Source organism: Synechococcus sp. R8-2, from assembly GCF_047461715.1.
Classification (GTDB): domain Bacteria; phylum Cyanobacteriota; class Cyanobacteriia; order Thermostichales; family Thermostichaceae; genus Thermostichus.
Map to the genome: position 1 here is coordinate 1 of NZ_JANSHQ010000249.1, position 9,766 is coordinate 9,766.

Consider the following 9,766-nt stretch of genomic DNA (forward strand, 5'->3'; position numbering starts at 1 on the left):
GGCTTGCCCCATCTGTGGGAACAGACTTGAGTAAATCTTGTCCCTCCTGGTGCCATTCCAGAGCCTGCTCTCGGCTATAGGGGACCCAGAAGCTGGAGCAAGATTTCAGCCATTCTTCCACCTCCTCCACTGTAGCGATCCTAGGTTGGGCAGCAGCGTGAATGGGGACACAGCGGGGATCCTTGCTTACCCTTCTAGCCAGCTCTTTGTAGCGCTCAGGATGAGCTTCTATGCTGTAGATGCGAACAGAGTTGGGAAGGGCGTAGCGCAAAACAGCTGTGGATCCTTCTCCACTACTGGCCCCTACCTCGACCACCACCCGCAGGGAGGGATCCCTGCAAATTTCTGCAAGAGCTGCTCCAAAAGGCTCATCTAGCCGGATTTCTGGTGGGATATACCACTCTGGCCAGGCGGAGTCGCCGTTCCGTTTCTGATTGACCCAGTGGCCATACGCAGCAGCAGCTTCTCGATGATAGAAGGAACTGGCTGTGGGTAAAAAGGCATCAGCCTCCTCCTGAGAGAGGTCACGAAGGTATTGAGTAACCTGAAATAGCCACAGGCGCGCCACTTCCTCGCCTGTCTGGGGATCGTAAAGAGAGTTGATAAAGGCATTTGGAGGCCAATCTTCTAGAATTTGCTTCAATACTAACCACACCCAATCCTCTTCCCCAGCTCTAGCGAAGCAGTCAAGGCTGTGCGCCAGCAGCTGAAGTCTATGGTGGTGGTGTACAGGAAGCTTTAGGGCTTCCTCCCGCATGCGTTCTGCAACAGGTTGATAGACAATCGACAGAACTTGCAAAAGTCGCTTTGTCTGTGGCCACAATAACCCTTCTAGAGATCCACCCCTGTACCTTTCTGCAAACTCAGGAGCGATGGAAAGAGCAATGGTCTCTAGGAGAATTGAGGGAATACTTTCTTGTTCGGCCTGGGCAAAAAAGGCAGAGTAGGATCCTTGCCAAAATAAAGTTCCCAGCTGTTCAAAGTTGGTGGCTTGCGTCACAGCTAATGACCCCCATTGCTCTTCCTGCTAGAGAGAAGGAGTAGCTCTGCTTAAGCTCAAGCATAGCAAGGATTGCAACTTCTGGCAAAGGGAGAAGTGTCATTGCCTGGGGAAAAGCAACATGTACAGGAAAGCTTCAAGTTTGTTGCAGGAAATGTTCAACTGATAACTATTCCTGTCTTGGCTGCTATCGCCGCGGGGCAAGCATTTCGTGGACTTTGGTTCACTACAGCTCCTCCAGGCCGAGTTTGGGATCTTATTACGCTACAGCCTATTAAGAGGCTACAGGATACAGCTGTAAGCCTGCCTGTTCTGGACTCATCGGAATCAAGCCTCAGAAACACGACGTTTTGTATCCCTTGATCTGTGAACAGGCCGTAGGTTTACTCACAATTTAGACTATCTTGTTAGACTATCTTAACTTGTGCTAGAGTGGAACGTTTTTTCACTTACAGAAAATTTGGGTTTGCAGGCTCATGCCTAGATGCTACGATTGGCTATATCCACTAGCTGCTTAGGTAGCCGCCATGCAAGTCCAGCTTCATTCTCGGCTGCGCCCTCTCTCCCTTACGTTGATGGCGGTGGGGGGCTCTTGGCTCCTGGGATCCTGCCAACTCAGAGGGCCACAGGTACAGTTGCCCGGCGATGTTCTGCCGGAAACCGCGCTGGTTCCCCAGTCGGCGCCCCTGGTGCTGACCTTTTCTACCCAACCGGAAGAATCTTTTCGCACTCACCCTGACCTTTTGGCCCAGTGGGAGAGCTGGACGGCAGAAGCTTTGGCTGAAACCGGCAAGGAGTTCTCTCGGGAAGAGATGCAAGCTTGGGCTGGCGAGCAATTCACGATGGCAGTGGTGATCCCCAATCTGGTGCCCGGAGCTGCCGAGCCGGTGCCTGGGATCCTGTTTGGAGCCAGCACCCGCAACGCTGATTTGTCTGGGCAATTCTTGGCCCAGGTGCGGCAACAGGCAGCAGCAGAAGGGGCGAACTTCGAGCAGCGCCAGGAGCAGGGGGTCACCCTCTATGTGCAAACCAACGGAGAGCCGGGCGAGCGATGGGTAACTGCTGAGTTTGGCAACCGCTTTGTGGCAGTGGCCAACGACCCGAGGGTGATGCAGCAGGCGATTGCTGTGTATCGCGGCGAAGCAGAGCCGATTGGCCGCTCCGAAAGTTTCCGCACCGCTGTTGGCGATCTGTATAAGAGCGGCACGCTGGCCTTTGCCTACTTCAACTTCCAGGCTTTGCAGGAGGATCCCGAGTCTTTCCAAGACTGGATGCAGGATTTGGATCCGGCGACGCTGGGATCCCTGCAACCCCTGCGCTCTTTGGCCATGGCTGCCCACTGGCAAGAGCAGGGCCTACGGCTGCGCATGTTGACCCAGACCGATCCGAAAACCCAGGTGCAGGGGGGGTGGCAACCGGCTCGCGGCGAACTTATTCAGCGGCTGCCCGGCAATGCCCTGGCGGTGCTGACCACCCAACAGATCGCCCAGCGCTGGCAAGCCGTTATGCCTGAGCTGGAGAAAGATCCGCCGGTCAAGGAGTCGTTAGAGGAGCTGCGGGCTGAGTTTCGCGCCAATACCCGTCTGGACTTGGAAAAAGATCTGCTGGCTTGGATGGATGGGGAGATGGCCCTGCTGGTGGCACCGGATGCCCAAGCCCATCCCCTGTTGCAGGGCATGGGAGCAGCCTTGGTGATCGAGACCAGCCAAAAAGACAAGGCCAACGCGGCCCTGACTCAGTTGGATCGGCTGGCCCAAGAATCGGGAGTAGGGGTAACGGAAGCCGGTGGGCAGGTGATCTGGGCGGATCCCTTGTTCAACCGACCGCTTCTGGTGCGGGCTTGGGAAGGCAACTACCTGATCGTTACCACCAGCACGGCAGCACTGCAAACGCTTGCCCAACGCCAGGGCAATTTGCTCCCTCGAACTGAGCCGCTGAAGACCCTCTACGATCAGTTGCCCAAGCCCAACTACGGCTACTTTTTGCTGAATTGGCAAGGGATCCGCACAGTGCTGGAGGCTACGCTGCCGGGCGGTTTGGCAAGCTTAGAGCCGGAGGCCCGCGAGCTGCTGACCCGCGTCGATGGGCTGGGCATTACCAGCTACCCTGCCGGGGATCACGCCTTTGGGTTGGAGCTGCTGGTTACTGTGCCACCAAAGCCCCAGCGATAAAACCGTGTCTCACGTTCTTCAGTCTTCCTAGGGGTTGGGGGTGAGGGCTATAGCCGAATTAGGCCATAGGTAAGGGCATAGCGAACCAGCTCGGTGCGGCTGCTGGTGCCCGTCTTGTTCAGCAGGCGGGTCACGTATTTTTCCACGTTGCGCACGCTGGTCTGCAGTTGCTTGGCGATCTCCTTGTTCATCAGCCCTTCTGCCACTTTTTCCAATACCTGTCGCTCGCGCGGCGTCAGCTCTACCTTGATGGGTGGGGGCAGGGGGGTGGGGGCAGAGGTCTGGGCAGGCGTGGCTGTGGCAAGGGTGCGCTCCGACAGCAGGGCGCGAATCGAGGCCAGCTCGCGGGCCACCACCTCCGAAGGGCTGGCAGCGCGGGATCGCTCAATGAGATTGGAGACGATGGCCACCAGCTCCTCCGGATCGAAGGGCTTGGGCAAATAGGCATCGACACCGGCCCGGTAACCCTGGATGCGGTCGGCGGTCATCCCCTTGGCGGTGAGGAACACCACCGGCAGATGGCTGTAGGGCTCGAGTTTTCGCAGTTGGGCCAAAAATTGATAGCCATCCATGCCCGGCATCATGATGTCGGAGATGATCAACTGAGGCTGGGCCGTGCTGAGCAGTTGCAGAGCCTGCTGGGCGTTGGCCGCCGGGATCACCTCAAAGCCGCTGTCTTCTAGGTAGGCTTGCACCGCTTCCCGTAAGCCGGGTTCATCATCTACTAGCAGAATGCGGGCTGCTGGACTGGCAGCAGGGGGTTCGGGTTTGGCTGGGGGAGAAGAGGCCATCTGCAGCTCCTGGGTAGCGTTCAAGCGTTTGGCGGCACCTGCCATCCCATATCTCTACAATCTTCCTACTAACCTGTGGGCAATCTCAGGCAAAAACAGGAGCCTTGGGGAGAGCTTTCCACCTGGAGATCTCCGCCCATCCGGGTGGCCAAGTCGCGGCTGATGGCCAACCCCAGCCCCTGCCCCGGCTTAGAAAGATCTGCCCGAAAAAAGGGGTCGAAGATCCGCTCCAGGTTCTCAGGGTGGATGCCGGGGCCGTTGTCGCAGACGGCAACGAACACTTCCCGTTGCGAAGCAGTTGAGGGATCTTCACCCAACTCCACCCTCAGCCGGATCTCACCCGGGGGCGGGGTGTACTTGCAAGCGTTGTCGATCAAGTTATCAAGCACCTGCCGCAGGGCACGCGGATCGGCTTGTACAGGGGGTAGGGAAGGGGGCAGAACGGCTTGAAAGTGGTGTCCCTGGGTTTCGGCCAAGGCTTGATAGATGGGGATCCACTCCCGCAGCAGGTCGGCCAAGGAGAGGGGCTGAAGCTGGAGGGGGGCCGGGATCCCGTCCAAACGCTCGAACTCCGCCAGCAGCTCCTGCAAATGCTTGCACTCCTGTTCAATGCTCAGGCCAATCCAGTGGTTGCGATCCTCGGGGGGCAAGCGTTTTTGCAATAACTTGGCCAGCGTGCTCAGGGCGGTGAGAGGATTGCGCATTTCGTGAAGCAAAGTGGAAAGCTGCTGGGCAGAAAGAGTGACCCCCTTAACCTTGGGTTCTCCGGCTCCGCAGACGGGTTCAGGCTCTGGATGGTGTTCAGCAACTTTTCTGGCTCTCGGCATGGATCCAATCCCTAGACTCTCCCGGCGCTGGCAGATCGATCCTAGCCCCATCTTCCCTGGGTTCCGCCACATCAGCGTTGAGACGGTATCGGGATCCCAACTGGGTGGCTTATAGCTGGCGGGGCAGGTAGATGTTGAGAACTTCCCCCCGACGGGCGCGGTGGCGCACGGTGAGGTAGCCCCCCAAGGCGCGGAACAGAGTTTGGGTGACGGGAAGGCTGAGGCTCACTGCACCGGTATCCGGCTGCACGACCAACAACTGCCCAATCGCCTGAGGGGATTTGGGCTCTGAGGCAACAGTGGCGTCGCTGCCCTCAGGGGTGTTGACCTGAAACTGAAGTTTGACCAGCTCCCCTGCGCTGACCAACTGGGCGCGAATGTGGCTGCCAGCCGGCGTGCTGCGGGCAATGCGGTCGACCATGCCAAACAGCACCGCTTCCAGCGCCTTGGGATCGCTGACCACATCCGGCAGCTCATCGGGAATCTCCAACTCCAGTTGGGATCCCCGCCGTTCCACCTGCTCCTGCCAGCGAGGCAGGTTTTGCCGCACCAAGTCCACCAGCGCAATGGGCTCTAGCTGAAGCCGACGCCCCTCCTGTGGGGTAGCAGCGGGCATCACCGTTTCTGTAGCCTGGAAAAACAGCCCGAAGCGGTTGATTTGCTCGGTACATTCGCGGTCAATTTTCTCCACGTATTCCCGTACCCGCGGCGGCAGATCGCACCGCTTCAGGATGAGACTAACCAAGGTGCGGATGGTGCTGAGGGGCGTCTGGATCTCGTGGATGAGAGCCCGCAACAGTTCTGCCTCCGAAAGGCTGTTCTGTTGGCCTTGACCGGCAGGCTGGCCATGGGAAGGAGGAGACCGCCGCTTCTGCCAATCTTCTGGCCGGGTTGTGGGCGCAGGGGAGTTCTCGGCTCTGGCGGGGGGTAAGCGAGCGGGCGGGGATCCCGACTCGGCCAGGTTTCCCAGCAGAAGAAGGCTGCTGAAGCGGGCCAGCACCCGCACATGAGGCTCCATGAGGGGATGGTGCTTGATCAGCTCCTGCCAGAAGGGCAAGCGATCCGGCCTACCCTGTTGAACCCGCTGCTCTAGGATCTGCCAAGCCCGATGCACCACTTCCGGCTCAAAAGACACCATCATCCCCCTCTGCCGCGTGTGGGGGTGATGCCCTTGGGCGGCCACCGCCGAAAAAACAGGGGTGAGCACCAGCAAAAAAGGCTCCTCCACCAGGGGATCCTGCGGCAGGAGAGGGATCACCGTCTGGCCAGGGGTCAGAATCGACTCGGGGGACAAGTCGGGGGTAAACAGCCAGGGATCTTCACGGGCCAGCTCCCGCAGCTTCAGGTTCGGTTCTGGAGCGTCAATGGGCGACGGCAGTTGAGGCAGCGGATCCCGAACCACCCAGGGGGGCCACCAAGACACCGGCCCACCGATCACCACCCCAAACTGTCCAACTTCTTGCCATAGCTGGAGCAGGGCTGCCACCGTCTGCTGCCAGGAGCGCTCTCCTGCCCCCGGCAACCATTCCGGCAAGGGCAGATCGGCCCACAAAGCTTCCATCAAGGACAGAAATCGGCGGCTGTTCACGGATCTCTTTGACCCATCCTTCCCTTGTAGGGTAGCGGTTGTGGCCCCTCTGGGGCAGGGGAAAACCTCACCTTTTCCGGGGCGGATCCCCGTCTCACTCAGGGACAAGAATCCTCGTCCTCATACGGTAGCGAGTCTGTCCAATCAGCCTACCCGTCCATCCGGCAGAGTTGCCCCGCGCAAATTGGCCCCGCTGAGGTTGGCTGTGCTCAGATCGGCTCGGGTTAGGATTGCCTCGCCGAGATCGGCATTTTCCAGGTTGGTGCGGCCCAAATAGGCATCCACCAGGTTGGCACACCGCAAATCGGCCCCGGCCAGATTGGCCCGACTGAGATCCGTCCGCGCCAGTTTGGCCGAGCACAAAGAACTCGCGGAAAGATCGGCCCCGGCCAGATCCGCCTCGCTTAAGTTGGCCTCTGTCAAATTCACCTGGCGAAGTATCGCCTCCTTCAAGTTGGCCCGCGCCATCTGCGCCCCTTGCAGGTCTGCCCCCAAAAAAGAAACCCCCCTCAGGTCGGTCTCGCTCAGGATGGCCCCTTGCAAACGGGCTTGCTGCAGATTGGCCCCTTGCAAGTTGGCTTTGATCAGACTGGCCTCTTTCAGGTTGGCCCCGCTCAGGTCGGCCCGCGTCAAATCCGCTCCCGACAGGTTGGCTCCGCTGAGATCGGCGCGGCTGAGGTTGGCGTTGCGCAGTACCGCTCCCCGGCGGCTATCGAAACGGAGATTGGCCCCCCGCAGGCAAGCCCCTCCCAAGTTGGCACTGGTGAGGTTGGCCCAGCGCAGATCCGCATCCAGCAGGTTGGCATCGATCAACAGGGCCAGCGTTAGGTTGGCCCCATGCAAATCTGCCCCTTGTAGGGTGGTGCCGTGCAACTGGGCATCTCTGAGATCCGCCTCGCTCAAGTCCGCCTGGCTGAGGTTGGCCCCACCAAGGTTAGCCCCGACGAGGTTGGCCTTCTGCAGCTTGGCCCGCCCCAAGAAGGCGAAGATCAAATTGGCACTGTGCAGGTTTGCTTGGGAGAGATCCACCCCGATCAAATCGGCCCGGCTCAGGTCAAGGGCGGCCAGGTTTTCGCCGGCAAAGTTGATCCGTCCTGCCCGGTAAAGCCGAAGCAGATCCTTGGCATCCATAGAAGAGAGGGGAGAGCTCAGAGAAGTGAGAGAGGAGCTGCACTGGTGGTTATTCTAGATAAGGATCCGGGCGTTTCCCCAGCACTCTGCGCAGCTGATCGCCAGTGTTGAACGGGATCCCCAAACAGCGGGTTTGAGCTTCAAACCAGCCCGAACAGACGGCGCTCTGCCTCCTCCATGCGATCCAAGAAAGCAGCAAATTTGGTGGAGATCTCCCCCACTTCCTGCAAAAAGGCGCGTAGTGTTTGGTACTTGAGAACCAAGGCTTCCTCTAGGGTGCAGGTTTGGAACTGCTCATCCAACGCCTTGCCCAACTCGCTCAGGGCCTGTTCGATAGCAGTTTTGACAGAGCCGACGCTGCGCCGCACCAAACGCATCACCTCCTGCTCCAACTGCGGCTTTTGCTGGGCCAGCTCGCTGCTGGCCAACACCTGTCTTAGGGAAGCATAGGGATCCGCCAGCTCAGCGGGCATTTCGGTAACCGCCTCCGGCAGAGCCTGTTTTGCATTGCTGACGTGAGGGGGCTGCACCAAGCGCCACTCCGATTGTTCTAGCTTTTTCACAATCCCCATGAACATTGCGGCGGATCCCTCGACATCCCTCAAGAAGCCGCGCAGCACTTGGTGTTTGAGGGTCAGATATTGGACGGGATCCTCATCCTGTAGCCCTTCGTCCAGGGCATTGCCCAACTCGCTTAGGGTGTTCTCGATGGCAACCATCAGGGATCCGGCGCTGCGATGGAGCAGTTGGCAGCAGGACTCTGGGATCTCCTGTCGCAGGTCAGAAGAGGGGCCGGGTGGTGTTGTCCAGGTTGCAAAAGCCAGAGGATCTGCAGGTTCTTCCTCATCTTCTGGGATCCCAGCGTCAATCCAAGTCATGGGGCTGGCCAGGGACTCTGCCTCGCCCGCGCGAGCGGCATCTTCGGTATTCAGCCAATCCAGATTGGCGGAGAGAGGCTCAGCAGCCAATCCTCCGCCGGGGAGGGTCGCTGGGGGCACGTCAACGTAAAGAGGCTTCAGCATCTGCAGCACAGCATTGGCGGCTTGGCCATCCTGATCCGGCTCCTGCAACTGCTGCACCGCCTCCTTCAGCCGGGCTTCCAGTTCTTGGGGGGAGGCGCAGGCATCGTAGAGGGCTCTGAGCAGCTCGTCCAGGCTGTAGCGCCGCAGGGCCGCCAACCCCTGCAGAGTAGGCTCTACTTTGTGGTACAAAGCCGTGAACAGAACCAGCTTGGCCCGCAAAGGGCTGGTTTGCCGCATCACCCCTGCCCGCAGCTCGAAGGGATCGTAGTCTTGCTTTTGCAGTTGCAGGCCGCCATATTCCAAGGACAAAACAGGCGAGGGCGTAGCCCAAACTGAGGGATCCGCTTGGGGCTGTTGATACAGGGGCTGTAGCTTGCTTAGCAGCATCTTGGCGATGCGAGCATACTCGGCTTTTTTGTTGATGCGGCTAATGGCATCTCGAAAGCGCTGGCCCAAAGCATCAAGGGTAGCGTGCTGGCGGCAGAGCTGCTCCAGCAGAGCTTTCAGGTCTATTTGGTTCAACTTGCTGACATCGCTTTCCCAAGTGCTGGTGCAGGCAAAGTAAACCAGCTTTTTCACTCGGTCTGCGTACCCGCCCTGCTGCACTTCTTGCACAACAAGGCCAAAGGGATCCGAGACAACCATAGGGAGCTGCTAAGCAGGAGTAGGTGGATCTAAGCTTACGAGGATCTTTGCGGTTTTTGAACAAGGACGGGTACCTTGCTGGGCAGAATAACACATCCTTCCCAGACCTGATGTTTGCCCAGGGATCCCCCAGCCATCAAGTGGGATTTAGCGGCCTGTTTTTTGCAGGGCTCTTTCCACCTGTACTACATGGCGGTTCAGTCCCAAGTTTTCCGCCGGGATCCCCAGGGCCAGGCCCACCAATTGTGGCAAATGCAGGATCGGGATCCCCAGCTTGCGCCCGATCACCTGTTCCACCTCCGGCTGCCGAGAGTCCAAGTTGAGGTGACACAGGGGACAGGGGGTAACCAAACAATCCGCTCCCGCCTCTGTTGCCTCTACGAGATGCCGGCCTGCCATCGAGAAAGACTGCTGCGGGGCGTAGCTGGAAATGGGCCAACCGCAACACTGGGTGCGCCCGCGATACCAAACGGGGGTGGCCCCCAAACGCTCGAAGAGATCCTCCATCAAATGGGGATCCCGCGCCACATCAAAGCGGGAGATGTCGTAGGCCCGCAACAGATAACACCCGTAGAAGGCAGCGCAGCGCAG

The 9,766-nt window shown here is 59.1% G+C and carries 8 protein-coding genes; 1 reads left to right on the top strand and 7 read right to left on the bottom strand.

The window, feature by feature from the left end:
* A partial coding sequence (locus tag NW819_RS06585; protein WP_414413264.1) for a hypothetical protein occupies positions 1-655 on the bottom strand: 655 nt, incomplete at its 3' end.
* Positions 656-1,527: 872 nt separating this feature from the next.
* On the opposite strand from NW819_RS06585, the gene NW819_RS06590 reads away from it, so the two are divergent.
* Positions 1,528-3,171 (top strand): DUF3352 domain-containing protein, encoded by a 1,644-nt coding sequence (locus NW819_RS06590; RefSeq protein ID WP_414413265.1) that lies wholly within the window; start codon positions 1,528-1,530, stop codon positions 3,169-3,171.
* A gap of 47 nt (positions 3,172-3,218) precedes the next feature.
* Here the strand turns inward: NW819_RS06590 and NW819_RS06595 are convergent, their stop codons facing one another.
* From NW819_RS06595 to NW819_RS06620, 6 genes are all read right to left on the bottom strand, one after another.
* Entirely contained in the window at positions 3,219-3,962 is a 744-nt protein-coding gene (locus NW819_RS06595; protein WP_414413270.1) for a response regulator, read from the bottom strand.
* A 68-nt stretch (positions 3,963-4,030) separates the two neighbouring features.
* A complete protein-coding gene (locus tag NW819_RS06600; protein ID WP_414400573.1) occupies positions 4,031-4,789 on the bottom strand; it encodes a sensor histidine kinase in 759 nt (252 codons plus the stop codon).
* Positions 4,790-4,898: 109 nt separating this feature from the next.
* Positions 4,899-6,377 (bottom strand): sensor histidine kinase, encoded by a 1,479-nt coding sequence (locus tag NW819_RS06605; RefSeq protein ID WP_414413266.1) that lies wholly within the window; start codon positions 6,375-6,377, stop codon positions 4,899-4,901.
* A gap of 144 nt (positions 6,378-6,521) precedes the next feature.
* Entirely contained in the window at positions 6,522-7,508 is a 987-nt protein-coding gene (locus NW819_RS06610) for a pentapeptide repeat-containing protein (RefSeq protein WP_414413267.1), read from the bottom strand.
* A gap of 140 nt (positions 7,509-7,648) precedes the next feature.
* Positions 7,649-9,175, bottom strand: coding sequence for a hypothetical protein (locus NW819_RS06615; RefSeq protein ID WP_414413268.1), 1,527 nt, complete (start codon positions 9,173-9,175; stop codon positions 7,649-7,651).
* Between the two features lie 147 nt (positions 9,176-9,322).
* Positions 9,323-9,766 (bottom strand): heterodisulfide reductase-related iron-sulfur binding cluster (locus NW819_RS06620; RefSeq protein ID WP_414413269.1); only part of this gene is annotated, 444 nt, incomplete at its 5' end.

What these genes read in the sequence shown, in the direction of transcription:
- NW819_RS06615 (WP_414413268.1), bottom strand. Translation starts at nt 9,175, where the DNA reads ATGGTTGTCTCGGATCCCTTTGGCCTTGTTGTGCAAGAAGTGCAGCAG.
- NW819_RS06595 (WP_414413270.1), bottom strand. Translation starts at nt 3,962, where the DNA reads ATGGCCTCTTCTCCCCCAGCCAAACCCGAACCCCCTGCTGCCAGTCCA.
- NW819_RS06590 (WP_414413265.1), top strand. Translation starts at nt 1,528, where the DNA reads ATGCAAGTCCAGCTTCATTCTCGGCTGCGCCCTCTCTCCCTTACGTTG.
- NW819_RS06610 (WP_414413267.1), bottom strand. Translation starts at nt 7,508, where the DNA reads ATGGATGCCAAGGATCTGCTTCGGCTTTACCGGGCAGGACGGATCAAC.
- NW819_RS06600 (WP_414400573.1), bottom strand. Translation starts at nt 4,789, where the DNA reads ATGCCGAGAGCCAGAAAAGTTGCTGAACACCATCCAGAGCCTGAACCC.